The sequence below is a fragment of the Phenylobacterium zucineum HLK1 genome (assembly GCF_000017265.1).
Lineage (GTDB): Bacteria > Pseudomonadota > Alphaproteobacteria > Caulobacterales > Caulobacteraceae > Phenylobacterium > Phenylobacterium zucineum.
On record NC_011144.1, the window covers coordinates 627,696 to 651,315 of the forward strand.

Sequence of the window (23,620 nt, forward strand, 5' to 3'; positions counted from 1 at the left end):
CCCCCGCTGTCCCTTGGCCTGAGAGATTTCGAGCCGTCCGGTGGTTGGACGGCCCCCTGCTCCTTCGGCGCCCGCGTCCCTTATGAGGCGCGGAACTTTCCAGCGTTCATCAGCCCGCGCGGTCCTTTTGCCTGAGCGTTTCCGGGGCGGTTGCGCCTTCGGCTCCCTCCGCGGCCCGGAGGCCTTGGAAGATCTCTCCCGCGAGAGTCGGCCGGACCCTGTTGGAAGGCGGAACGGGAGTCAACGGCCGAGTGCGGTGGAGGCGGCCCCCTCTCCCCCCGAGCGCAGCTCGGAGAGGGAGAGGGTCGGGGAGAGGGAGAGGGTCGGGGAGAGGGCGAGCGGAGCGAGGGGGCGTCCACGAACCACAGAACCACACGGACGGGGCCTTTCTCCCTCGTCATCGCCCGGCCTGTCCGGGCGACCCAGCCTGGGGCGTGGGCGGGCTTTGCTGCGGAAGGGCTTCGGGATGCGCAGCCCGGACGAGCCGGGCCATGACGAGGGCGGGGCGGCGCCCCCGCTCATGGCCGCCCCCTCGCGGCGGCGGGCCTCACGTCCACCCCTCGGGATCGTGCGGCCGCTCCGCCGCCTCCGATCCGGGCCCCGACTCCGGCCCCGACTCCGGACCCGCCCCCGGACCCGCCCCCAGACCCGCCCCGGGCGCGGGCAGCGCCCCCGCGCCCCCATGCGGCCAGCGGCCCTTCTTCATCAGCCCCGGCGGGAAGCTCCACGGCCCTTCGCCCACCCGCACCGGCACGCACCGGTCGGCGTCGGGCTGGTAGGTCACCACCCGCATCGCCCCGTCCTCGCGCTCCTCCAGGCGGAAGTGCTTCAGGATCAGGCGCTGGGTTTCGGGCGCCTCCTCGGGTTCTGCGGGTTTCAGCCGCGCGTGCGTGCGCGGCGACCACACCGCCGCCATCCAGCGCAGCTGCCCCAGCCGCACGTGCGTCAGGTACGCGGTCTCGGGCGTGGCCCCCATGGCCAGCTCCCAGCCGGTGTCGCAGAACGCCTCGGCCTGCGCCTGCCGGGCCATCCGCATCGCCTCGGCGAACTCGGGCACGTCGCGGCGCCACAGGTTCACGGTCGAATTGGCCGGCATGTCCCGGTCGCGGCAGATGGCGCTCAGGCTCTCGCCCGCGCACAGCCGGGTGTAGATCTCGTTGGCGACCACGGGGCAGTAGGTGGTCATCCCCCCGGTCCCCATCCGCCCGGCCTCGCGCCTGGCCCGCTCCAGCCGCAGGCCCAGCGTCGGCCGCTCGTTGGCCCAGCGGCGGAAGGTGTTGCGCGAGGGCATGAACGGCTCGCGGCAGATCGCCGCCAGGCTCTCCCCCGCCGCCACCCGCTTCAGCACCGCCTTCGCCAGAGCGTACTGGTAGCGCACATAGCGCCGCACCCGCGCCGACCCCTCGGCCGGCAGGCCCGCATCGTCCATCGCGACGTCCCGCAAATGATCTGAGGAAAAGCGCCCCGCGCGCCCCGGCCGCCCTCTCAGGCCCCGCCGGACGCAGTCATCGACGCTGCCGAAATCCTCTCAAAAACGCGTGCGAATGTCAAGAACAAAATAAGAACATGGGGCGGCCGGTCAGGCGGCGTCTTGATGGCCGGACACGGTGGTTCACACCAGCGCCGGTCGCCCGCAGATGTCAGTTGAGCGCCAGAAGCGGAACTGAGGACGACGCCCGAAAGCAGACGTTAGTGGACGTTGGGCCAAGGCGAAGGCCATGCTGAACCCGGCGGCCGCCCTGGAGGATCTTGCTGTGCTCAGAAGCGTAGCGCTGGCGACGTGTGCTTTGGCCGCCTTCACCACGCCTGTGTCCGCTGCCTGCACCCCCGATTTCGCGAGTTCGCGCGCCAAGGAGGAAGTCGCTACCGCAGCGACCTCGGCCATAATGAGCGCGGATGGGGAGGCATTGGAGAAGCTCCTCGCAGCCAACGCAACTATCTATGCCGCGTCCGATGGGTCCCTTGGGAAAGTCGCCGAAGTCACCGCCCGCCTCGCTGAGATGCGGGCCGAGCTTGGATCGGGAATTCCGCCGCACCGGGTGACAGGCGTTCTCGTCGCACAGGATACCGTAGCCGTCCGCATCGCGAGACGGTGGCGCGGCGACAAGAAGGACGTCGAGGGACTCATGGCCTTCCACATTGAGGCGGGATGCATAAGGTCTGTCGCGGTGATGGACTGACGGCTGTGCGCCAACAGCGTACCTTAGGAGCGGACCGCAAAGCGGACGTCTGAAGGCTTAGATCAATGCCGCATCACCGTTCAAGAAAGGTGACGTCGTCATAGGCCAGGGCCCAAGGTGTAAGACCGCCATTCGCTAGAGTGATCGTGAAACGCAGGGGCGAGTTAGCTGTGCGCTTGGCCGGCGGGACGGTCGCCAGCGTGATCTTCCCGCCGAACCTCGCCATCAGAAGATGGGCGACCAAGTCCTCCACAAAGCAGCAGGTCCGGTCCAGCATCCGTTCGGCGAAACGCGTCACCGGCACCCCCCGAATCTCCGGCTCTTCCGGCACAACCGCCCCGGGCGATGTGCGGTATGTGACCCGAGGAAGCACCCAACCCTCATGCTCGATCGCATTGCGCGCCAGCACCAGTTGCTCTGACCAGCCCCGGGCCTGGCGCAGGTAATCCGCCAGGCGAGGATCGGATTGGCCGAGGCGCGCCAGGCCATTCTCGAACGCCGCCGGCTGCTGGAAGAGGAAGCCGATTTCCGCGCCCAGCAGCCGAGCCAGGCTCTGGAGATTGTACTTCGAGACGCGGACGGCGCTGATTAGGAAGTCGGCGACCTCCCGCCGTAGCGGCTTGTCGATGCTCTCGGTGACGCGGATTGTCTGGCCGCCCCTCTCGACGACCTTGCCGGATGTGACAGCCTCCACATGATCCCGCCACAGCCGCGTCAGGTCGGTGACATTCTCCCGGCAGGTCGACAGCGACTGGTGCATGGCCTCGAACAGTCGATCGAAGGCGAGCCGGCCGGCCTCGTCTTCGGTGTAGACTTGGTCCCGAAGCGTAAGTAGGCCGAGCATCAGACGCGCGATGTATGGCGACGCCGTCCCCTCGTCGCCGACCTTCTGCACGAAGAACTGCTCCTTTGGCTGATGGAACCGCAGGTTCGAGCGCGCTTCGGCGACGCGCAGCAGCTGGGCAAACCCTCGCCGGTCCATTGGCAGCACCGATGAGACCTGCAGGTCACCGGGCTGCCGCAATACGGTCCAGCTGTTGGGCTTCAGGCCCGCGAACATCAGCAATCCGCTGAGCGGAAACTTACCGGTGAGCACGATGACGCCGCCGTCCTGCCATGGCACGAAGCGAAGCGCCGCCAGCGGCTCCTTCGCCCCGGGGCCTAGGATCTGGACGGGCACCTCCGGCACCATTCGATCCGAATAATACTCGTCAGGGACCGGCTTCAGGTCGCCGGCCAGATTGTACTGGTAGCCGCTGACAACTATTGCCTTGCGGTCAGCCGGATCCGACTTCGGAAGCTCGGGAATATCAGTTGGGCGACGAAACAGCTGCAGGTGCTGAAGCAGCCAGGTTGCCGCGCCCGTCGCCGGGCCGAGGGCACCGACGGTCTTGGTCAAGACGATGTAGATTCCGGGCTGGTAAGGCAGACCGTTGTCCGGGGTTGGCGGGAACCAGCCCATAAGAGCGGACGTGCCTGGAAACTGAATGCCGTACTCCAGCGCGCACACGCCGTTGATCACGAGACGATCGAGCCAGAGCCCGCCCGGGGTCTCGCCATTCAGCGCCTGGAGGCGTTCGACGATCTGCTCCACTGTCCCATTGATCGAGCGGGCGAAGACGAGCCCGAGCGTGCCGTTCGAACCATCGTCTGGCGTATCCTTGTGCTGGCCCTTCGCTAGGCGCTTGGCGGATGCAATCCGCGCATAGGCCGCCGTCAGCGACTCCTCGGTGAGTACATCGACGATGTCGGCGACGGCCGCGACAGTGGACACCTCCGCATCCTCGCCGCCTTCGTCTCCAGCCCCGGGGTCGGTCGCGGCGATGATCAGCGGCAACGCGTCGCTGATGGCCCCGGCGGCGTCGAACAGCCGTCCCGAGCGGATGCGGTACCGTCCGCCGACCAGCTCGGCCAACTCGCCACGCAAGGCGTCGGCGAACGCCTGGCCGGCGAGATCGCCGATCCGCGCGTCGAGCCCCGTCAGGCGTGCTCGGAAGTTCTCAGAGATCGATCCGCCTCACAGGAACATGCAGTCCAGCGCGGATGAGCTGTCGACCCGCGCCCCGTGGTTCTGACGGCATCCTAGCACAGCAGCAGATTCGGCTTGTGGACGCGCATGGCCAGCCCAGCAGGACCTTACGAGTGTCTCTCAAGAGCGAGCTTCTGACCGAATGCAGCCAAGCTCAGCAGTCGCTCGCAAGCTGACTTTCTCAAGGTCAGCTATGAGTCAAAAGCGGACCTCGTGCGGACAGGCTGGTTCAGCGTCTTCGAGCCGGCCTCCGCCAACGTCCGGTCGGTGCGATTATCCACCTCGCCGCTCAGGTTCCCGGCGCGGCCCTCCGCCACGCCCTCCGCGCTCCCCCGATGGTCATGGCCCGCTTCATGCGGGCCACCCATCCCGAAGCCGTTCAGCAGCAGCGGCGGCCGCGGCACCGGGCTGGGTCGCCCGGACAAGCCGGGCGATGACGACGGTGGGGGCGCGCCCCCCCCCCCCGTTCGTGTGGTTGGTGTGGTTCGTGGACCCCTACGACCGCGCCCCGACCAACGCCTGCGCCCGCAGGTGGCGGTGGAAGCGCCACAGGCAGTCCTCCAGCCGGCCCTGAACACCCGCTCGACCTCGCCTTCGAACACCTGCGGGTCCAGGTAGGCCGCCGCCGGCAGCGACGTCGCCCGCGCCGGATCGTCCGCCACCTGGCCGTAGGCCGCCCGCAGCGCCTCGTCCCTCTGGGGCCTTTCCATCCGACCGCCCCCCTAAGCCGCCGCCCGGAAGCGCAGCGGCATGACCTTCGGTCCCGAGATGAAGTTCGACGCCAGCCACTCCACCTCGCCGGCCGGGGCGAAGTCGGTCATCCGCGACAGCACTTCCTCCAGCATGGCGTCGATCTCGACGCGGGCGATGTGCTGGCCCAGGCACACGTGCGGGCCGTTGCCGAACGCCAGGTGCGCGGTCTCTTCCCGCGACAGGTCCAGCGCGTCCGGGCGCTCGATCGCCGCGGGGTCGCGGTTGGCCGCGCCGAAGTACATCACCACCTTGTCGCCCGCCGCGATCCGCCGGCCGCCCAGCTCGACGTCGCGCCGGGCGGTGCGGCGCATGTAGATCACCGGGCTCACGTACCGCAGCAGCTCCTCGCGGGCGGCGGGCAGGCGGGCGGGCAGGTCCGCCGTCAGCCAGGCCAGCTGCTCCGGATGCTCCATCAGCGCCAGCAGCCCGCCCGACAGCAGGTTGCGGGTGGTGTCGCCGCCGGCGTCGATCAGCAGCAGGAAGAACAGCAGGAACTCCATGTCCTCCAGCCGCCGGCCGTCCACCTCGCAGGCCAGCAGGCGCGAGGCCAGGTCGTCGCCGGGCCTCGCCCGCTTCTGGGCCATCACCTGCGCGCCGTACTCGAACATCTTCATCACCGCCGCGGCGCCGGCGCCGGGCGGCAGGGCTTCCGGGGCGGTGTGGATGGTCTCGGTCAGCTTGTAGAGCTCGCGCCCGTCGTCCAGCGGCAGGCCCATCAGTTCGGCGATGACGAAGCTGGGCATCTCGCCGGCCACCTCGGCCACGAAGTCGCACTCGCCCTTGTGGACCACGGCGTCGACGATCTGCCGCGCCAGGGCCCGGATGCGCTCGGCGCGCAGGCGCGCCTGCGGCTCGGTGAACTCGGAGCGGATCAGCTTGCGGAACGCGGTGTGCTCCGGCGGATCCATCATCAGCATCATCTTGTAGGGGCCGAAGGCCGCCGCCGCCTCGGCCGCCGGGTCGGGGATCATCACCGTCGGCTCGGACGAGAACGTCTGGAAGTCGCGGTCCACCGCCCGCACGTCGGCGTGGCGGGTCACGGCCCAGAAGCCGGGCCCGTCCGGCTCGGCGTGCCGGAAGACCGGCGCATGCTCGCGCAGCCAGGCGAACTGGGCGTGCGGCTGGCCGCCCGCGAAGCTCGCCGGCGACAGGAGATCGATCTCCATCGCCCATCCTCCCCGTATTTGTTCCGCCGATAGGACGCGGCCTTCCCCGCCGTCAGGCAATCCGCATCGCGCCGCGAAGCCGTGATTTGACTTCCCGGGCGGGCGGCCCCATCTTGGACGTACGATGTGTAACTCGCGTGCAAATCTGCGTCGAACGCACCACGCCGGCCGCTTTATCGCAGGCCTGTAACCCCGAGCCCGTTTAAAGCCGGCTGGCTGGGTTCGGGGATACTGCACATCTTCTCACGATTGTTCTGAAGCTGCGCCCGCCGTTTCGCGCGGGTGGAGGTGAAGACTTGTCAGCATCATCCTCAAATCCCTCGCCCGACAGGAGAGGGGCGCCGGCGCGGCCGGAAAGCACCCCCTCGAACGTCATCCCCTTCGCCCCGCGCCCGCCCGCATCGCGTCCGCCTGGACCAGGGCCGGCGCCGTCCCACTCCCCATCCCCATCAGGGGGCGACGAGCCGCCTTCCGGCCCCTCCGCCGCCTGACAACCAGATAGACCCTCCAATGGAAACCAAGACCATGCTCGCCGACACCAAGACCCGCGAACGGGCCCGCACGCCGACCGTGCGCGTGGCCGAGGCCGACTACGACCGCCTGCTCAACCTCGCCGACCACGACGGTCCCGGCGCCGAGCTGCTGGCCCGCGAACTCGACCGCGCCATCGTCGTGCGCGAGGGCGAGAAGAGCCGCCCGTTCGTCCGCCTCGGCTCCACCGTCGAATACCGCGACCGGCTGACCGAGAAGGTCCGCACCGTCGAGCTCGTGCCGCCCGACGCCGCCGACATCGACGCCAACCGCCTGTCGGTGCTCTCGCCGGTCGGCGCGGCGCTGCTGGGCCTCTCGGTGGGCGACACCTTCAGCTGGACCGCCCCCGACGGCCGCCCCCGCGTCGTCACCGTCGAGGCCGTCCGGCGCGACTGATCGCGCGCCCCCCGAATCTCCCGCCGCCCGCGAGACGCCCCCCGCTCGCGGCCAGGCGGGACGCGCGGCGCCCCCTCTCGGGGGACCCTCTCGAGGATGCCTGCGAGGCGAGGCGCCGCGCACCTCTCGCACGGAAAAAGGGCGGCGCCGTCGCGGCGCCGCCCTCTCTCGTCCCCATGCCCTCTTGGGGCGGGGCCCCAACGGAAGGGGTTATTGCGGCGGGATCGGCGTCTCCGGGGCCGCGGCGGCGCCGGGGGCCGGCGTCGGCATGGCTTCCGGCGAGGCGTCCGGCAGGACCGGCGGGGTGGCCGGCAGCGGGGCCGGGGTCTCGATCGCCGGAGCCGTAGTTTGGGGGGCGGTGGTCTCGGGGACCGTGGTCGCCGTATCCGACTGGGCCTGCGGGTTCAGCGCCGAGTAGGGCTGAGGGCCGTCCGGCAGGGCGGCCGAGCCGCTGGCGTTGATTCCGGCTTCCGTGGCGCTCGCCGCCGGGGCGGCGGCCGACCGGACGCGCGGGGCGCTGGCCGTGCGCGCGGGCGCCGCGCGTTCGCGGGTTTCGCTCACTCGAGCCTCGCTCGCTGGCGGCGTCTCGGCGGCGGCCTGCGCGCCGGCGGTGAGGTTCGCGGACGCCATCGCGGGCCCGCTCGCGCCCATCATCGGATCGGCCATCGGGTCGTTCTGGGCGATCGCCAGGCTCTCGGTGGCCGGGGCGGGGGTGAGTTCGGCCACGCCGTCGTCCTGCTGGGTCACGTACCAGCCGGCGGCGCCCACGGCGCCCAGGGCGACCACGCCGGCGGCCAGCGCGGCGGCGGGCATGCCGCTCTTGCGGGCGGGACCGCCGGTGCGGGTGCGCGTCCGGCCGATCGGGGCCACCAGGCCGGCCTCGCCATGGGCGTCCTCGTCGGCGTAGGCGGCCGTGCCGGTCATCGGCCGCGTCTCGGTCATCGGCCTATCCATCGCGGGCCTGTCCATCGCGGGCCGGTCCGTCGGCGAGTCGAAGCTGCGGGGCTCGGCGGCGACGGGCGCCGCGGCCGCCGCGGGCTTGCCGCGGCCGAGACCCTTCCGCTTCTTGCCGCGTTCCCAGGCGGGAATGGGGGCGAAGAGCGAGCCTTCGGCGTCACCAGTGTTGTGGGTGTTGTTCAGCTCGGCGCCGGGGGCGGTCGCGCCCCTCATGCCGGTGTGGTCCATGGACATGTCGTCCCTCCAGAAAGTGTCGCCAGGTCAAAGCGAGGCGAGCTCCTGAAGGTTCCCGTTCAAAGGGCTCCGAGCGCTGTCATGGCGGAATAATGGCGAAGTGTGTAGGTCGCGAACATTCTATCTCATCTTCCATATATGCCTGTGATGGCCGGATTGTCCCTTGGGTCCAGCTATAGTGTTATGACTTGCTCTGGCGAAGCTTGCCCCGGATTCGCCCCAATTGGGGCCGGGCGCGCGGCCTGTTACGCAGCTGTGACCGATCGGTCGCCAAGCCTCGCTTGACCGTATGGGGCGGTCCTCTCCAAGGTCGGGTCTGGAAGTCGGAGGAATGAATGCGCCTGAAGGCAAGGCTCCAGCGCGAGTGGCGTTTCGTGCGCGGGCTGAACCGGACGCTGAAGCGGGTGAAGTCGATCTCGAAGGAGAGCCCCAATCTCCTCTGCGACGACCTGCAGGCCGCGATGGACAAGTGGCGCGGCCGCCCGGCGATCACCTTCGAAGGGCGCACGATCACCTATGGCGATCTCGACGCCATGGCCAACCGCTACGCCCACTGGGCCAAGGGGTTGGGCCTGCGGCGCGGCCAGGTCGTGGCGCTCTTCATGCCCAACCGCATCGAGTACCTGCCGATCTGGTACGGGCTCTCCAAGGTCGGGGTGGTCACGGCCCTCATCAACAACCAGCTCGCCGGCCTGCCGCTGGCCCACTGCCTGAACATCTCGGGCGCCTCGCACGTGATCGTCGACGCCGAGACCTCGCCGGTGTTCGAGCCGGCCAAGGGGCTCCTCGAGAAGACGCTGCAGCAGTGGGTGCTGGGCCCCGCGCACGGCGACCAGCGCGACCTCGTTCAGGCGCTGAAGAGCTGCAGCCAGCTGCCGCCCGACCGGTCGGTGCGCGAGGACATGACCGCCGCCGACACGGCGCTGCTGATCTTCACCTCGGGCACCACGGGCATGCCCAAGGCCGCCCGGATCACCCACATGCGCGGCCAGCTCTACATGCGCGGCTTCGCCGGCTCGACGGGCGCGCGCGCCGAGGACCGCGTCTACGTCGCCCTGCCGCTCTACCACGCCACCGGCGGCCTCTGCGCCATGGGCGCGGCGCTACTGAACGGCGGGTCAGTAGTGCTCCGGCGCAAGTTCTCGGCCACCCACTTCTGGCCCGAGGTCGTCGCCGAGGGCTGCACCATGTTCGTCTACATCGGCGAGCTGTGCCGCTACCTCGTGAACCACGAGCCCGACCCCGACGAGACCCGGCACAAGATCCGCATGGCCTTCGGCAACGGCCTGCGCCCGGACATCTGGCCGGTGATGAAGCAGCGCTTCCGCATCCCCGAGATCCTCGAGTTCTACGGCTCGACGGAGGGGAACGTCAGCATGTTCAACTTCGACGGCCGGGAGGGGGCGATCGGCCGCGTGCCGAAGTGGCTGCGCAGCCGCTTCAACATCCGGCTGGTCCAGTTCGACGTCGAGAAGGAGCAGGTGATCCGCGGGACCGACGGCTTCGGCATCGAGTGCGGGCCGGGCCAGATCGGCGAGTGCATCGGCAAGATCGGCGGCGAGGCGCGCGCGGAGTACACCGGCTACCTCGACCGCAAGGCCTCGGACAAGAAGGTGCTGCGCGACGTCTTCGAGCGCGGCGACGCCTGGTTCGCCACGGGCGACCTGATGCGCATGGACGCCGACGGCTACTTCTACTTCGTGGACCGGATCGGCGACACCTTCCGCTGGAAGGGCGAGAACGTCTCCACCAACGAGGTGGCCGAGCGGCTGCAGGCCTGTCCGGGCGTCGAGCAGGCCACGGTCTACGGCGTGGCGGTCGAGGGCGCGGAAGGGCGCGCCGGCATGGCGGCCCTGGTGGTCGGCCCGGACTTCGACATCAAGCTGCTCGGCGAGCACGTGACCCGGGAGCTGCCGCCCTACGCTCAGCCCCTGTTCGTCCGGCTGCTGCCGGCCATGGAGACGACCGGCACCTTCAAGATCCGCAAGATGGACCTGGTGGCCGACGGCTACGACCCGGGCAAGGTGCGCGGGCCGCTCTACTTCCACGACCCCAAGAAGGGCTATGTGAAGGTCACCAAGGCGGTGTTCGACAAGATCGCCGCCGGCGGCGTGAAGGTCTGAGGCCTCAGCGTCGGTCCAGCGGCAGGCGCACCCGGCAGACGAGCCCCGCGGCGGCGAAGTCCAGTTCGGCCGCGCCGCCCAGGGCGCCCTCCAGGCTGCGCTCGATGAGCCGCGAGCCGAAGCCGCGCCGCTGCGGCGGCGTCACCGGCGGCCCGCCGGTCTCGCGCCAGGCCAGATCGAGCGTCCCGTCCTCGACGCGCCAGTCGACCGAGACGCGGCCTTCGGGGACCGACAGGGCGCCGTACTTGGCCGCGTTGGTGGAGAGCTCGTGCGCCAGCAGGCCCAGGGCGACGGCCGGCGCGGGGGCGAGCGCCACGTCGGGACCGCTCAGGCTGTAGCGCTCGGCGCCGTGGGGCTGCACTTCCGAGAGCAGCACGTCCCGCAGCTGGGCGCTGCGCCAGCTGGTGGCGGTGAGGAGGTCGTGCGTCGCCGACAGGGCCATGAGCCGCGCCTCGAACGCCTCGCGGAAGGCCGCCGGGTCCGGCGCGGTGCGCAGGGTCTGGCTGGCGATCGACTGGACGGTGGCCAGGGTGTTCTTCACCCGGTGGTTCAGCTCGTCCAGCAGCAGCTTCTGCTGGCGTTCGGCGAGCACGCGGTCGGTGACGTCGCTGCCCTCCACGAACACGCCCCAGGCCTGGCCGTCGGGGCCGAGAATGGGCTGGTAGACGAAGTCGAGGAACCGCTCCTCGAGAGGCGCGCCGGGCGACCTCTGCAGGCGGACGCTGACGGCGCGTCCGAGGTACGGCTCGCGCTGGCGGACGACCGTCTCCAGGAGGTCCGGGAACCCCTGGTCGAGCACCTCGGGCAGGGCCTCGGCGAGCGGCTTGCCGATCACCTGCCGGTGGCCGATCAGCCGCAGGTAGGCGTTGTTGACCAGGGCGAAGACGTGGTCGGGCCCGGTCAGCACGGCGATGAAGCTGGGCGCCTGCATGAACAGGTCGCGCAGCCCCTGGCTTTCCTGCAGCAGGGACTGGTTCAGCTCCTGCACCTCCTGGGCGCGGAGCAGGATGTCCTTCTCGCCGGGACGCGGCGCCGGGTCGGCCCCGGGGCCGTAGGCGATCTCCCTCAGCCGCTGCAGCTCGGTGACGTCGACCGTGTTCTGGATCAGGAACCGGGCGCGGCCGTCCGGGCCCGGCAGCGGGACGTGGGCGGCCGACCAGTAGCGCAGGGCGAAGCCGCCGCCGCGGCTGGCGGGCCGCTCGATCGGATAGGGGATCAGCGGGATGGAGTCCGGCCGCCCGGTCTCGAACACGCGCTCGAAGGACTCGCGCAGGCGGCGCCCGCTGGGGCCGGGGTTCGGGAACACCTCGAAGAGCCCGCGCCCGACCAGGTCCTCCCGCCGACGCTCCAGCGTGGCGCAGTAGGCGTCGTTGACCTCGACGTAGCGCAGGTCGCGATCGATGATCATGTAGGGGCTGGGAAGCGCGCGGAAGGCGGCCTCGAAGTCGGGCCGCTCAAGGGTCGGCTCGACCACCGTGGCGATCTCGTCCGATGTAAGCTTCACGCTGAACCCCCGATTTGCTCCCAACGTGCAACGGCGAAGCTGGTTGCATCGTGGTCGCATGCCCTGCCGACGCGGCGCGAACCTGCCTATATTCCCGCCCATGCTGGAAACCCAGGCGCCGCTGAAGGGCGCTGCGCTCATCAAAGACGAGGTCAGGCGCCTGCCCGATCGGCCCGGCGTCTATCGCATGATCGGCGAGGACGGCGAGGTGCTCTATGTGGGCAAGGCCCGCTCGCTGAAGAAGCGGGTGCTTCAATATGCGCAGGGGCGGTTCCACACCCAGCGTATCGCCCACATGGTCGACCTGACGCGGGCGATGGAGTTCGTCACCACCCGCACCGAGACCGACGCCCTGCTGCTCGAGATCAACCTGATCAAGCAGCTGAAGCCGCGCTTCAACGTCCTGCTGCGCGACGACAAGAGCTTCCCCGAGATCGTCATCCGCCGGGACCACGCCGCGCCGCAGCTGCGTAAGCACCGCGGCGCCCATTCGATCAAGGGCGACTACTTCGGCCCCTTCGCCAGCGCCTGGGCGGTCAACCGCACCCTGAACACCCTGCAGAAGGCCTTCCTGCTGCGGTCGTGCTCGGACAGCGTCTACGAGACGCGCACCCGGCCCTGCATGCTGCACCAGATCCGCCGCTGCTCCGCGCCGTGCACCGGCCTGATCAGCCTCGAGGACTACAACGCCCTCGTGGACGAGGCCGGGGCCTTCCTGCGCGGCAAGAGCCGGGCGGTCATGGAGCGGATGGCGGGGGAGATGCAGGCCGCCGCAGAGGACCTGGAGTTCGAGCGCGCCGCGCGCCTGCGCGACCGCATCCGGGCGCTGGCCTCGGTGGCCCAGGAGCAGCAGATCAATCCCGAGACGGTGGACGAGGCCGACGTCTTCGCCCTGCACGCCGAGGGCGGCCAGGCCTGCGTGCAGGTGTTCTTCTTCCGCGCCGGCCAGAACTGGGGCAACCGCGCCTACTTCCCGCGGGTGGACAAGTCGGACGAGGACCCGGACGTGATGGGCGCGTTCCTGGGCCAGTTCTACGACGACAAGCCGATCCCCAGGATGATCCTGGTGAACGTCGTGCCGGCCGAGTGCGAGCTGCTGTCCGAGGCTTTCTGCCAGAAGAGCGGCCGCAAGGTGGAGATCAGCCGGCCGCAGCGCGGCGAGAAGCGCCAGATCGTGCAGCACGCCCTGACCAACGCCCGCGAGGCGCTGGGCCGCAAGATGGCCGAGAGCTCGGCCCAGTCCAAGCTGCTGGCCGGGGTCTGCGAGGCCTTCGGGCTGGAGGGCTCGCCCGAGCGGATCGAGGTCTACGACAACAGCCACATCATGGGCACGAACGCGGTGGGCGGCATGATCGTGGCCGGGCCGGAGGGCTTCCAGAAGAGCCAGTACCGCAAGTTCAACATCCGCTCGTCCGAGCTCACGCCCGGCGACGACTACGGCATGATGCGCGAGGTGCTGCGCCGCAGGTTCTCGCGGCTGGTGAAGGAAGAGGAGGAGGGCGGCGAGGCCGTCCGCCCGGACCTGGTGCTGATCGACGGCGGCCGGGGGCAGCTGGACGCGGCCATGGAGGTGATGGCCGACCTGGGCGTCGACGACATTCCGGTGGTCGGCGTCGCTAAGGGGCCCGACCGGGACGCGGGGCTCGAGCGGTTCTTCATGCCGGGCAAGGAGCCGTTCATGCTCGAGCCCAAGAGCCCGGTGCTCTACTACCTCCAGCGCCTGCGCGACGAGGCGCACCGCTTCGCCATCGGCAGCCATCGCACGCGGCGGGCCATGGACATGAAGAAGAACCCGCTGGACGAGATCGACGGCGTGGGGCCGGGCCGCAAGCGCGCCCTGCTGCACACCTTCGGATCGGCGCGCGGCGTCTCACGCGCCTCGGTGGCCGACCTCGCCAAGGTGGAGGGCGTCAGCGAGGCCCTGGCCCAGCGGATCTACGATCATTTCCATAAGGCCTGATCCACAGGGCCTGATCCATAGGGCCTGATCCATGGGGCCTGACGCGCAGGCCGGGGAACAGCTAAGCTCGGGAACGAACCGCCGGACCGGACGCTCGATTCCCTCATGAAAGCTCTGCCGAACATCCTGACGTCGATGCGCCTGGTGCTGGCGCTGTTCATGTTCGTGGCGCTAGCCGCCGCGGCGGGGGCGGTGCCCTATCTGTCCGAGCGGCTCACGCCGCTGCAGCAGTTCAGCCTGCAGAGGTGGGCCGTCTACGCGTTCATCGTGGCGGCGGTGACCGACTTCTTCGACGGCTGGCTGGCGCGGCGGATGAACGCCGTCAGCGTCTGGGGCGCGATCCTCGATCCGATCGGCGACAAGGTGCTGGTCTGCGGCGCGATCCTGGGGCTGCTCTCGCTGGGCCCGCAGCCGATGGTCGTCCTGCCGGCCGGCCTGATCCTGTTCCGCGAGTTCACGGTCAGCGCGCTGCGCGAGGTGGGCGCCGGCCGCGGCGTGAAGCTGCCGGTCACCCTGCTCGCCAAGTGGAAGACGACGCTGCAGCTCACGGCGCTGGCCATGGAGCTGATCGTCGCCGCCTGGGGCGCCTTCTCCCTGCCCGAGGAGACCGCGGTCCGCAGCGGGTTCGCGCTGGCGGCTCACGGCCTCTTCTGGATCGCGGCGATCGTGACGCTGATCACCGGGGCGCAGTACTGGGAACAGACCCGGAAGGCGCTGAGCTGAGGGGCGGCTAGGCCTGGGCCTTCAGCGCCCGTTCGCGCTGGGCCTCGCGCCAGCCCTTCTCCTGCTCCATGACCTCGTCGGAGACGAGGCCCTCGAACGCCTCGGGTTCGAAGAAGGGACGCAGCTCCAGCTCGCCCTCCACGAAGGGGACCTTGCGGGCCCAGGACAGCGCCTCGTCCATGTCCTTGCACTCGAGGATCCAGTAGCCGGAGATCAGCTCCTTGGTCTCGGCGAAGGGCCCGTCGGTGACGAACGTGTTCCCGCGGCCCTCGAAGCGGATCCGCTTGCCGGCCTTGCTGGGCTGGAGGCCGGCGCCGTCCAGCATCACGCCGGCGGCGATCAGCTCGTTGTTGAACTCGGCCATCTCGGCGAACATCCGCTCGGCGTCGGGCGGGAATTCGCCGGCTTCCGACTGGGGCGTCGCCTTCACGATCAGCATGTAGCGCATGGTCTCGTCTCCTCGCTTGTCCGATGGACCCTACGGCCCAAGGACGGACGGGGCGCGCCCGTCCCGACAATCGGGGCCCGACACTCGCGGCTCAGCATTCCGCCAGGTTGACAGCCAGGCCGCCCAGCGAGGTCTCCTTGTAGATGGCGCTCATGTCCTCGCCGGTGCGCTTCATGGTGGCGATGACCTTGTCGAGGCTGACGGTGTGCTGGCCATCGCCCAGCAGGGCCAGGCGCGCGGCGTCGATGGCCTTCACCGCGCCCATGGCGTTGCGCTCGATGCAGGGCACCTGGACGAGGCCGCCGATCGGATCGCAGGTCAGGCCGAGGTTGTGCTCCATGGCGATCTCGGCGGCGTTCTCGATCTGGGCGTTGCTGGCGCCGAGCGCCGCCGCCAGCCCGGCCGCGGCCATGGAGCAGGCCACGCCTACCTCGCCCTGGCAGCCGACCTCGGCTCCCGAGATCGAGGCGCGGGTCTTGTAGAGCGCGCCGACGGCCGCCGCGGTCAGCAGGAAGGTCCGCCGGCCCTTCGGCGTGCCCTGGTGGAAGCGGTCGTAGTAGCGCAGCACGGCCGGCAAGAGGCCCGCCGCGCCGTTGGTCGGGGCGGTGACCACGCGGCCGCCGGCGGCGTTCTCCTCGTTCACCGCCAGGGCCCACAGGTTGACCCAGTCGAGGGCGGCGAGGGGGTCGGCGATGCGGCGGTCGGCGTCGTCCATCAGGCTGTTCCAGACCTGCCGCGCCCGCCGCTGGACGTTCAGCCCGCCCGGCAGGACGCCCTCGGCGCGCATGCCCCGGTCGATGCAGGCGTACATGGCCTGGGCGATCTCCTCGACGCCGGCCTCCACCTCGGCCTGGCTGCGCCGGACCTTCTCGTTGGCCATCATCAGCTCGGCGATGGAGAGGCCGGCGGCCTCGGCCATCTCGAGCAACTCGGCGCCGGAGGTGAAGGGATAGGGCGTCGGCAGGGCGCGATCCGGGCTGTCGTTCCGGCCCATCTCGTCCTCGTCGCGGACGAAGCCGCCGCCAACCGAGAAATAGACCCGCTCGCCCACCACACCGCCCCCGGCGTCCAAGGCGGAAAGCCGCATGGCGTTGGGATGCTGGGGCAGGCGGGTGCGGCCCTCCCAGAGGATGTCGCGGGCCTCGTCGAAGCCGACGTCGTGACGGCCGGCGAGCGGCAGCCGGCCGCTTTCGCGGACCTGCGCGAGCGCCCGGTCCGCCGCGTCGGGATCCAGCGTCCGCGGCTCGAAGCCGGCGAGGCCGAGGATCACCGCCCGGTCCGTGGCGTGGCCCCGGCCGGTCAGGGCCAGCGAGGCGTAGAGGGCGACCTCCACCCGCGCCGCACGCGCCAGGTCCTCGCCCAGCCAGGCGAGGAACCGGCCCGCGGCGGTCATGGGGCCCATGGTGTGGGACGAGGAGGGGCCGACCCCCAGCTTGAAGAGGTCGAAAACGCTGACGTTCACTTCGGCGGGCTCAGCTCATCGGGTTCGCGGGCGGGGGCGGGTCGCCCGGCAGGGGGATGAACTCGTCGTCGTCCGCGTCGGGCAGCTTCATGCGGCCGGCGCGCCAGTCGGCCTTGGCCTGCTCGATGCGGTCCTTGGACGAGGACACGAAGTTCCACTCGATGAAGCGGGGCCCCACCGGCTCACCACCCAGCAGCATCACGATGGCCGGGGTGACCGCGATGAACAGGACCGGCTGGCCGGGCGCGAACACCGCCATCTGGCCGGCCTGGAGCTGGCGGCCGTCCACCTCCACCACGCCCTGCGCGACATAGGCGGCGCGCTCGGGATACTCGGCCGGAAGCTGCGCCTGGGTTCCCGCCTCCAGGCGCCAGTGGACATAGAACATCGGCGAGTGGGTCTTCACCGCGGCTTTCGCGCCGAACGCCTCGCCCGCGATCAGCCGGGCGAACAGGCCGCCTTCCTCGTAGGTCGGCAGGTCGGCGCCGTCGTGATGGAAGAAGCCGGGATCGGTCTCCTCGTCCTCCACCGGCAGGGCGACCCAGGCCTGGATGCCGTGCATGGCGCCGCCGTCGGCCCGCAGGGTCTCGAACCGTTCGGAGTGGGTGATGCCGCGCCCGGCGATCATCCAGTTCACCTCGCCGGGGTGGATCCGCTGGGTGACGCCCACGCTGTCGCGGTGGGTGATCTCGCCGTCGAACAGGTAGGTGACGGTGGACAGGCCGATATGCGGGTGCGGCCGGACGTCGACGTTGCGCGGGAAGCCCGGCGCGAACTCCACCGGCCCCATGTGGTCGAAGAACACGAAGGGCCCGACCATCCGCCGCTGGGCGAAGGGCAGGACGCGCCCGACCTCGAACCCGCCGAGGTCCTTGCGCCGCTGGTCGATGACGAGGTCGATCATGGAGCCCTCCGTCGGTGGCGGGCTAGCTTTGCGCGCTCACGTACGGGCTGACCAGCCCCAGCGGGGCGGCGGTGGTGTTCTTCACCGAGCGGATGACGATCCGGCTCTCGATGTTGGAGACGAGGCCCAGCGAGAGGATCTTCTCGCGCAGGAAGTCGTCGAAGGCGTGCATGTCGCGGGTGACGATGCGCAGCTCGTAGTCGGCCGCGCCGGTGACGGTGGCGCACTGGACCACCTCGGGCAGCTTAAAGATCGCCTGCTCGAACGAGTCGAGGTTCTCCTTGGTCGGGAGCGACAGCTTCACCGTGCAGTAGACCTCGAAGCCCAGGCCCAGCTTGTCGCGGTCGAGGATGGTCACGCGGCGCTGGATGACGCCGGCGTCCTCCAGGCGCTTGATCCGGCGCCAGCAGGGACTGGAGGACAGGCCCACGCGATCGGCGATCTCGGCGACCGACAATCCGGCGTCGTGCTGGATGAGATCCAGGATCTTGGCATCCACGGCGTCGAGGGCCTCAGACAACTTTTCCTCCTTCTGCGGGCGGATATGGGCGTGGTTCTTGCCCCGGAACCGGCTGGCCGGGGCATGGTTTTGGTAAGCAATTCCCCGGAACCTATATGATCTTGCAGGGCTGGAGGAAGGCCCGAAAGGAAGAAAATTGCGATGCGCCACGCCGAAGTGACGCTGGACGACAAATTTCTGCTCACCGAAGGCCGGGTCTTCATCACCGGGGTGCAGACTCTGCTCCGGGTGGCGATGGACCAGCGCCGGCTGGACCGTGCGGCGGGCCTGAACACGGCCGGATTCATCTCCGGCTATCGCGGCTCGCCCCTGGGCGGGCTCGACCAGCAGGCGCACCGCGCCGGCAAGCACCTGAAGGCGGCCGAGATCGTCTTCAAGGAGGGGCTGAACGAGGACCTGGCCGCGACGGCCGTCTGGGGCAGCCAGCAGGCCAACCTGTTCGCGGGCGCGCGCTACGACGGCGTCTTCGGCATGTGGTACGGCAAGGCCCCGGGCGTGGACCGCACGGGCGACGCCTTCAAGCACGCCAACTTCGCCGGCGTCTGGCCCAAGGGCGGGGTGCTGGCGGTGGCCGGCGACGACCACTCGTGCAAGTCGTCGACCCTGCCGTCGCAGTCGGAATACGCCTTCCAGGACTTCGAGATGCCGGTGCTCTCGCCGGCCGACGTGCAGGAGGTGCTGGACTACGGTCTGCTGGGCTATGCGCTCAGCCGCTTCTCGGGCCTGTGGGTGGGGCTGATCGCCCTGGCCGACACCATGGATTCCGGCGCGACGATCGACGTCAGCCTGGACCGTCACCGGTTCGTCACGCCTGAGAACTTCCGCATGCCCGCGGGCGGGCTCGGCATCCGGCTGAAGGACCAGCCGCTGGACAAGGAGCGACGGCTCCGCACCCAGAAGATCCCCGCCGCGCTGGCCTTCGCCCGCGCCAACCGGATCGACCGGGTCATGCTGGGCGGCAGCCGCCCGAGGCTCGGCATCGTCTGCCAGGGCCAGGCCTACAAGGACGTCATCGAAGCCTTCGCCGCCATGGGCATCAGCCCGCAGGAGGCGCAGGCCCTGGGCGTGGCGATCTACAAGGTCGGCATGCCCTGGCCGCTCGAGCCTGTCGGACTGCGTGGGTTCGCGGCCGGCCTCGAGACCCTGATGGTGGTCGAGCACAAGCGCCCGCTGATCGAGACCCAGGCGCGGGCCGCGCTCTACGACCTGCCGGCGCACGCGCGCCCGAGGATCATCGGCAAGACCGACGAGAACGGCGGGCCGCTGCTGTCCGAGCTCGTATCCCTGTCGGTGGCCGAGATCGCCCTGGCCATCGCCGACCGCCTGCCCCCCGGCCCGCACATGGAGCGGGTGCACGACTACCTGTCCCGCGTCTCGGCCGCCTCGATGGCGGCGGTCACGCTCTCGTCGGACCAGCAGCGCAAGCCGTACTTCTGCTCGGGCTGCCCGCACAACACCTCGACCCGCCTGCCCGAAGGCAGCCGCGCCCTGGCCGGCATCGGCTGCCACTACATGGCGAGCTTCAACGACCCCAACACCGACCTCACCAGCCACATGGGCGGCGAGGGCCTGACCTGGGTCGGCGCGGCGCCCTTCACCGACGAGAAGCACGTCTTCGTCAACCTCGGCGACGGCACCTACAACCACTCAGGCTCGCTGGCGGTCCGCGCCTCGGTCGCGGCCGGCTCGAACATCACCTACAAGCTGCTGTTCAACGACGCGGTGGCGATGACCGGCGGCCAGCAGGCCGAGAGCGGCTTCACCGTGCCGCAGATCACCCGCCAGCTCGCCGCCGAGGGCGTGAAGAAGATCGTCGTCGTGGCCGCCGAGCCCGAGCGGTACGACGGGGTCCGCGACCTCGCCCCCGGGGTGGAGGTGAAGCCCCGCGCCGAGCTGATGGCCGTCCAGCGCGAGCTGCGCGAGACGCCCGGCACGAGCGTGCTGATCTACGACCAGGTCTGCGCCACCGAGAAGCGCCGCCGCCGCAAGCGGGGCAAGATGGCCGCCGCCCCGATGCGGGTGATGATCAACCCGCTGGTCTGCGAAGGCTGCGGCGACTGCTCGCGCACCAGCCACTGCGTCTCGGTCGAGCCGCTGAACACCGAGTTCGGCCGCAAGCGGAAGATCAACCAGTCGACCTGCAACCAGGACTACTCGTGCCTGGACGGCTTCTGCCCCTCGTTCGTCACCCTGGAGGGCGCCGAGAACGCGCACCGCGAGGCGATGCCGGCGCTGACCGCCGACTCCACGCCGCTGCCGGCCTTCGAGGCCCTGGAGGGCGTGCGGAACATCGTCTTCACCGGCGTCGGCGGCACGGGCGTGACGACCGTGGCCTCGATCCTGGCCATGGCCGCCCACGTGGACGGCCGCTCGGCCAGCGTGGTGGACATGACGGGCCTGGCCCAGAAGGGCGGGGCGGTGTTCAGCCACGTCCGCATCGGGGAGACCGAGGAGACGACGATCGGCGGCCGGGTGCCGGCGGCCAGCGCCAACGTCCTGATCGCCTGCGACCTGCTGGTGGCGGCGGGCGCCGACGCGCTCAGCCTCTACGCCAAGGACCGGACGGTGGCGGTGGGCAACGCCGACTTCTCGCCGACGGCGGACTTCATCACCGACCGCGACGTGCGCTTCGACGCCGACGCCCAGGCCCGCCGGATCGCGGCGGCCGTGAAGAGCTTCGACGCCGCCCCCGCGCAAGCCCTGGCCGAGACCAACCTGGGCGATGCGATCTACGCCAACATGATCATGCTGGGCTTCGCCTGGCAGAAGGGCGTGATCCCGGTCTCCAGCCGCGCGCTCTACCGGGCCATCCGCCTGAACGGGGTGCAGGCCGAGGAGAACCTCCAGGCCTTCGAGCTGGGCCGCAAGGCCGCCCACGACCCGGCCGCCCGCGGACCGCGCGAGGACGACGTGGCCACCCCCGAGACCCTGCCGCTCGAGGACCTGATCGCCCACCGCGCCGGCGAGCTGACCAAGTACCAGAACGGCGCCTATGCCCAGCGCTACCTGGACCGGGTGCGCAAGGTGCAGGCGGCGGAGGCCCCCCTGGGCTCCGAGGCCCTGACCCGCCAGGTGGCGATCAGCCTCTACAAGCTGATGGCCTACAAGGACGAGTACGAGGTCGCCCGGCTGCATTCGGACGGCCGCTTCGCCGCCTACAAGGCCCAGAGCTTCAAGGGCGGCAAGGCCAAGGTCTGGCTCGCCCCGCCGCTGCTGGCGCGCAAGGGGCCGGACGGCAAGCCGAAGAAGATGGCCTTCCCCGGCTGGGTCGCCGACGCCGCGTTCCCGACGCTGGCGAAGCTGAAGGGCCTGCGCGGCACCCCGCTCGACATCTTCGGCTACACGGCCGAGCGCAAGATGGAGCGCGAGCTGCTCGTCGACTTCGAGATCCAGGTGGACCGTCTGGCCGCCGAGCTGGACAAGGCGCGCCTGCCGCTCGCGACCAAGATCGCGGCGGTCCCGCAGCAGATCCGCGGCTTCGGCCATGTGAAGGACGCCTCCGTCGGGCCCGCCAAGGCCGAGGCCAGGCGCCTATGGTCGCAGTGGGAGAAGGCGCCGGCGCCGGTCGCGGCCTAGGCGTCGGGGACGAACACCTCGATCGCGCCCGGCAGCTCCTCCAGCCGGAGCGGGGTCTCCGTGGCGAGGTCGCCGTCGAGGTTGACCGGCATCGGCGAGGGCGTGCGGATCTCGATCGTCCGCGCGCTGGCGGTCCGCACCTGCCGCCAGCGCACGTGGCGGCCGCGGCGGAACAGCGGCGCGAGCAGGACCACCTTCCAGAGGCTGCCCGGCTCGAGGCTGTAGAGGACGAGCCGGCCGCTCTCGATGCTGGCGTCCTCGCGCACGGCCAGGCCGCCGCCGTGGTAGCGGCCGTTGCCGACGGCGATCTGGTAGCTGCGGGTGCGGACGAGCCGGTCGCCGGCGGCGATGGCGGCCCGGAACGGCCGGGCGCGGAGCAGCACCTTCAGCGCCGCCAGGGCGTAGGAGAGCCGACCGAGGGGCTTGCCGGCGCCCTCCAGGGTCTGGGCCACCTCGGCGGCGAGGCCGAGGCTGGCGACGTTGAAGAACGGCCGGCCGTTGGCGAGCCCGAGGTCGATCCTACGCGTCTGCCCGGCGGCGATGACCTCGGCGGCGGCGAGCGGGTCGAGGGGCAGGCCGAGGGTGCGGGCCAGGTCGTTGGCGGTGCCCAGCGGCAGGACGCCCAGCGGCTTGCCGAGCTCCAGCAGGGCCGGGGCGGCGCCGTTCAGCGTGCCGTCGCCGCCCGCCACCCCGACGAGGTCGGCGCCCTCTCCCTCGGCCTTTCCCTCGGCGGCGATGATGCGGCAGGCCTCCTCGCCCGAGCCGCAGGGGCGGTCGACGAGCTCGATGCCGGCGTCGGCCAGCCGCGCGCGCACCGCGGCGACCCAGTCGTCCGGCTTGGATCGGTTGCGGATGAGAAGGCCGCGCCGCGCCATGGGAGCCTCAACGGCTAAGGCGCGGGAAGGCTCACTCCGTCGTCGCCGCCGCGCGGATGGCGTCGATGAAGGCCGTGCGGGCCATGGAGTAGTCGCGGTTGGTGGCGTGCGGCCAGGCCGAGTTGATGACGATCACCAGGCCCTCGTCGCGGAAGGTGGTGATCGACTGGCCGAAGATGCCGCGGGCCTCGTAGGCGCCGCTGACCGGCATCCACCAGAAGTAGCCGTAGCCGCGCTCGGGGGCGCCTTCCTTGATCTGGGGCGAGGTGGCCTGGGCCAGGAATTCGGGCGGGACGACCTGCTCGCCGCCGGCCTTGCCGCCCTCCAGCAGGAAGAGGCCGAGGCGGCCGTAGTCGCGCAGCGTGATCGAGATGCAGCAGCCGCCGCGCTCGTGGCCGGCGAGGTCGGTGACCCAGATCCCGTCGCGCTCCATGCCGAACGGCTTCCAGATCTTCTCGGAGGCGTACTCGGACAGGCTCTTGCCGACCGCGTTCGAGACCAGCACGCCGACGAGGTCGGTCTCGCCGGTGTTGTAGGTGAACTTCGTGCCCGGCGCGTTGGCCCGGGGCAGCTTGCGCATGTAGCTGACCAGCGGATTGACGCCCGGCTCGAGGATCGCCGCGCCCGCCCGGGCGACGTCGGAGTTCGGGTCGGTGTAGTCCTCGTTCCACTTCACGCCCGAGCTCATCATCAGGAGCTGGCGGATGTTGACGCCCTCGTAGCCCGAGCCCTTCAGCTCGGGGATGTAGTCGGTGACCGGGCTCTCAAGGCTCTCGATCCTGCCGTCCTGGATGGCGGCGCCGACGAGGGTGGAGGTCAGCGACTTGGCCACCGAGAAGCTGGTCCAGCGGTCCTCGGGCCGGCGGCCCAGGCCGTAGCGCTCGAGCAGCACCTTGCCATCCTTCAGCACCAGCAGGCCCGAGACGTCGTAGGCGGCCATGTAGTCGTCGACGCTGAGCGTCCTGCCGCCGATGGAGACGGTGGGGGCGATGGCGCGCCCGGCGGGCGGCAGGTCGCGGATCTTGCCGCCGGCCTTGAAGGCGTTGACCCGGTAGACGGTCTCGATGGCGGGGTACCACGCCTTCTGCTGCTCGGGGCTCCAGACGAGGATGCTGGGCGTGTCGGGCTTGATCGCCTGCTGGGCGAGCGCCGGCGTGGCGAAGAGGACGGCCGCGGCGGCGGCGGTCAGGACATGGCGCATCGGAAGCTCCCCCGGAAAGCTGCACTTTCCGAGGAAGGTAGAGCTTTCCCCAAGGGCGGGGGAAGCGGAAAGGGCGGG

General features: G+C 70.5%; 17 protein-coding genes and 1 riboswitch. Of the genes, 6 read left to right on the forward strand and 11 right to left on the reverse strand.

Features of this window, described 5'->3' with window-relative positions; all coding sequences use genetic code 11:
• Window positions 1-109: 109 nt before the first annotated feature.
• Window positions 110-211, reverse strand: a riboswitch (glycine riboswitch).
• A 336-nt stretch (window positions 212-547) separates the two neighbouring features.
• Window positions 548-1,429 carry a terminase small subunit-like protein gene (locus PHZ_RS21455; protein ID WP_049758117.1) on the reverse strand — a complete coding sequence of 294 codons (882 nt, stop codon included), beginning with the start codon at window positions 1,427-1,429 and terminating at the stop codon, window positions 548-550.
• Window positions 1,430-1,718: 289 nt separating this feature from the next.
• Here PHZ_RS21455 and PHZ_RS03200 point away from each other — a divergent pair, with 289 nt between their 5' ends.
• On the forward strand, window positions 1,719-2,180 hold the full coding sequence (locus PHZ_RS03200) for a hypothetical protein (protein ID WP_041373081.1): 462 nt from the start codon (window positions 1,719-1,721) through the stop codon (window positions 2,178-2,180).
• A 73-nt stretch (window positions 2,181-2,253) separates the two neighbouring features.
• On the opposite strand, the gene PHZ_RS03205 is transcribed toward PHZ_RS03200, so the two are convergent.
• Together PHZ_RS03205 and PHZ_RS03210 are read right to left on the reverse strand one after the other, a co-directional pair.
• Window positions 2,254-4,095 (reverse strand): hypothetical protein, encoded by a 1,842-nt coding sequence (locus tag PHZ_RS03205; protein WP_148216775.1) that lies wholly within the window; start codon window positions 4,093-4,095, stop codon window positions 2,254-2,256.
• Window positions 4,096-4,931: 836 nt separating this feature from the next.
• Complete coding sequence (locus PHZ_RS03210) at window positions 4,932-6,128, reverse strand: cytochrome P450 (RefSeq protein ID WP_012521156.1); 1,197 nt, start codon at window positions 6,126-6,128, stop codon at window positions 4,932-4,934.
• A 510-nt stretch (window positions 6,129-6,638) separates the two neighbouring features.
• Here PHZ_RS03210 and rnk point away from each other — a divergent pair.
• Window positions 6,639-7,055: a nucleoside diphosphate kinase regulator gene (rnk, locus tag PHZ_RS03215; protein WP_236611863.1), complete on the forward strand. Its 417-nt coding sequence runs from the start codon at window positions 6,639-6,641 to the stop codon at window positions 7,053-7,055.
• Window positions 7,056-7,265: 210 nt separating this feature from the next.
• Here rnk and PHZ_RS22970 read toward each other — a convergent pair whose 3' ends face one another.
• Complete coding sequence (locus PHZ_RS22970) at window positions 7,266-8,246, reverse strand: hypothetical protein (RefSeq protein ID WP_012521158.1); 981 nt, start codon at window positions 8,244-8,246, stop codon at window positions 7,266-7,268.
• Window positions 8,247-8,581: 335 nt separating this feature from the next.
• Here PHZ_RS22970 and PHZ_RS03225 point away from each other — a divergent pair, with 335 nt between their 5' ends.
• Window positions 8,582-10,369: a long-chain-acyl-CoA synthetase gene (locus tag PHZ_RS03225; protein WP_012521159.1), complete on the forward strand. Its 1,788-nt coding sequence runs from the start codon at window positions 8,582-8,584 to the stop codon at window positions 10,367-10,369.
• Between the two features lie 4 nt (window positions 10,370-10,373).
• On the opposite strand, the gene PHZ_RS03230 is transcribed toward PHZ_RS03225, so the two are convergent.
• A complete protein-coding gene (locus PHZ_RS03230; RefSeq protein ID WP_012521160.1) occupies window positions 10,374-11,873 on the reverse strand; it encodes a sensor histidine kinase in 1,500 nt (499 codons plus the stop codon).
• 100 nt (window positions 11,874-11,973) lie between these two features.
• On the opposite strand from PHZ_RS03230, the gene uvrC reads away from it, so the two are divergent.
• Both uvrC and pgsA read left to right on the forward strand, forming a co-directional pair.
• Window positions 11,974-13,833, forward strand: a complete 1,860-nt coding sequence (gene uvrC / locus PHZ_RS03235; protein ID WP_049758119.1) for an excinuclease ABC subunit UvrC — start codon at window positions 11,974-11,976, stop codon at window positions 13,831-13,833.
• A gap of 105 nt (window positions 13,834-13,938) precedes the next feature.
• Window positions 13,939-14,556, forward strand: coding sequence for a CDP-diacylglycerol--glycerol-3-phosphate 3-phosphatidyltransferase (gene pgsA, locus PHZ_RS03240; RefSeq protein ID WP_012521162.1), 618 nt, complete (start codon window positions 13,939-13,941; stop codon window positions 14,554-14,556).
• A gap of 7 nt (window positions 14,557-14,563) precedes the next feature.
• Here pgsA and PHZ_RS03245 read toward each other — a convergent pair whose 3' ends face one another.
• The 4 genes from PHZ_RS03245 to PHZ_RS03260 all read right to left on the reverse strand — a co-directional run bounded on the left by PHZ_RS03245 (window position 14,564) and on the right by PHZ_RS03260 (window position 17,890).
• Window positions 14,564-15,004, reverse strand: a complete 441-nt coding sequence (locus PHZ_RS03245) for a YciI family protein (protein ID WP_012521163.1) — start codon at window positions 15,002-15,004, stop codon at window positions 14,564-14,566.
• A 91-nt stretch (window positions 15,005-15,095) separates the two neighbouring features.
• Window positions 15,096-16,466, reverse strand: coding sequence for an L-serine ammonia-lyase (locus PHZ_RS03250; RefSeq protein WP_012521164.1), 1,371 nt, complete (start codon window positions 16,464-16,466; stop codon window positions 15,096-15,098).
• Between the two features lie 10 nt (window positions 16,467-16,476).
• Window positions 16,477-17,370 carry a pirin family protein gene (locus PHZ_RS03255; RefSeq protein WP_012521165.1) on the reverse strand — a complete coding sequence of 298 codons (894 nt, stop codon included), beginning with the start codon at window positions 17,368-17,370 and terminating at the stop codon, window positions 16,477-16,479.
• A 22-nt stretch (window positions 17,371-17,392) separates the two neighbouring features.
• Complete coding sequence (locus PHZ_RS03260) at window positions 17,393-17,890, reverse strand: Lrp/AsnC family transcriptional regulator (protein ID WP_041373084.1); 498 nt, start codon at window positions 17,888-17,890, stop codon at window positions 17,393-17,395.
• 141 nt (window positions 17,891-18,031) lie between these two features.
• Here PHZ_RS03260 and PHZ_RS03265 point away from each other — a divergent pair, with 141 nt between their 5' ends.
• On the forward strand, window positions 18,032-21,466 hold the full coding sequence (locus PHZ_RS03265) for an indolepyruvate ferredoxin oxidoreductase family protein (protein ID WP_012521167.1): 3,435 nt from the start codon (window positions 18,032-18,034) through the stop codon (window positions 21,464-21,466).
• On the opposite strand, the gene PHZ_RS03270 is transcribed toward PHZ_RS03265, so the two are convergent.
• Together PHZ_RS03270 and PHZ_RS03275 are read right to left on the reverse strand one after the other, a co-directional pair.
• Window positions 21,463-22,341 carry a lipid kinase gene (locus tag PHZ_RS03270; protein ID WP_012521168.1) on the reverse strand — a complete coding sequence of 293 codons (879 nt, stop codon included), beginning with the start codon at window positions 22,339-22,341 and terminating at the stop codon, window positions 21,463-21,465. The two genes, PHZ_RS03265 and PHZ_RS03270, sit on opposite strands and share 4 nt — an antisense overlap.
• Before the next feature lie 31 nt (window positions 22,342-22,372).
• Window positions 22,373-23,542, reverse strand: a complete 1,170-nt coding sequence (locus PHZ_RS03275) for a serine hydrolase domain-containing protein (RefSeq protein WP_012521169.1) — start codon at window positions 23,540-23,542, stop codon at window positions 22,373-22,375.
• Between the last annotated feature and the right edge of the window lie 78 nt (window positions 23,543-23,620).

Excerpts from the sequence above, each read along its gene's own strand:
- PHZ_RS21455 (WP_049758117.1), bottom strand. The coding sequence starts at position 1,429 with ATGGACGATGCGGGCCTGCCGGCCGAGGGGTCGGCGCGGGTGCGGCGC.
- PHZ_RS03200 (WP_041373081.1), top strand. The coding sequence starts at position 1,719 with ATGCTGAACCCGGCGGCCGCCCTGGAGGATCTTGCTGTGCTCAGAAGC.
- PHZ_RS03210 (WP_012521156.1), bottom strand. The coding sequence starts at position 6,128 with ATGGAGATCGATCTCCTGTCGCCGGCGAGCTTCGCGGGCGGCCAGCCG.
- rnk (WP_236611863.1), top strand. The coding sequence starts at position 6,639 with ATGGAAACCAAGACCATGCTCGCCGACACCAAGACCCGCGAACGGGCC.
- PHZ_RS22970 (WP_012521158.1), bottom strand. The coding sequence starts at position 8,246 with ATGTCCATGGACCACACCGGCATGAGGGGCGCGACCGCCCCCGGCGCC.
- PHZ_RS03225 (WP_012521159.1), top strand. The coding sequence starts at position 8,582 with ATGCGCCTGAAGGCAAGGCTCCAGCGCGAGTGGCGTTTCGTGCGCGGG.
- uvrC (WP_049758119.1), top strand. The coding sequence starts at position 11,974 with ATGCTGGAAACCCAGGCGCCGCTGAAGGGCGCTGCGCTCATCAAAGAC.
- pgsA (WP_012521162.1), top strand. The coding sequence starts at position 13,939 with ATGAAAGCTCTGCCGAACATCCTGACGTCGATGCGCCTGGTGCTGGCG.
- PHZ_RS03245 (WP_012521163.1), bottom strand. The coding sequence starts at position 15,004 with ATGCGCTACATGCTGATCGTGAAGGCGACGCCCCAGTCGGAAGCCGGC.
- PHZ_RS03255 (WP_012521165.1), bottom strand. The coding sequence starts at position 17,370 with ATGATCGACCTCGTCATCGACCAGCGGCGCAAGGACCTCGGCGGGTTC.
- PHZ_RS03265 (WP_012521167.1), top strand. The coding sequence starts at position 18,032 with ATGCGCCACGCCGAAGTGACGCTGGACGACAAATTTCTGCTCACCGAA.
- PHZ_RS03270 (WP_012521168.1), bottom strand. The coding sequence starts at position 22,341 with ATGGCGCGGCGCGGCCTTCTCATCCGCAACCGATCCAAGCCGGACGAC.
- PHZ_RS03275 (WP_012521169.1), bottom strand. The coding sequence starts at position 23,542 with ATGCGCCATGTCCTGACCGCCGCCGCCGCGGCCGTCCTCTTCGCCACG.